The organism is Photobacterium sp. R1 (genome assembly GCF_054600795.1).
Genome location: NZ_BAAHZP010001116.1, coordinates 1 through 228, shown reverse-complemented (window position 1 = coordinate 228; position 228 = coordinate 1). Strand labels below are relative to the sequence as shown.

Here is a 228-nt window from a genome sequence, read left to right as displayed (position 1 = left end):
CCAGGCGGAAACCGGCTCAAAGTCATTGATCACCAGATCATAGCCGGACAAATCCATGGCCTTGACCTCCCGCCAGAAATTCCGCAGTGAATTACGTCGGAACGTTTTCCAGTGGCTCACCTTGCCGTGCTCTGTGATAAAAGTCAGCCCTTGGGAGGTGTGATAATCGCCGAAACACGCCATATCAAAATAGTGTTCAGCAGGACGGCCGGAGAAATGGAAATCCAC

1 pseudogene is annotated in these 228 nt (G+C 51.8%); it reads right to left on the bottom strand.

Going from position 1 to position 228, the window contains the following annotated elements:
- Positions 1-228, bottom strand: a pseudogene (locus ACYP03_RS28525) (MJ1255/VC2487 family glycosyltransferase); the annotation flags it as partial.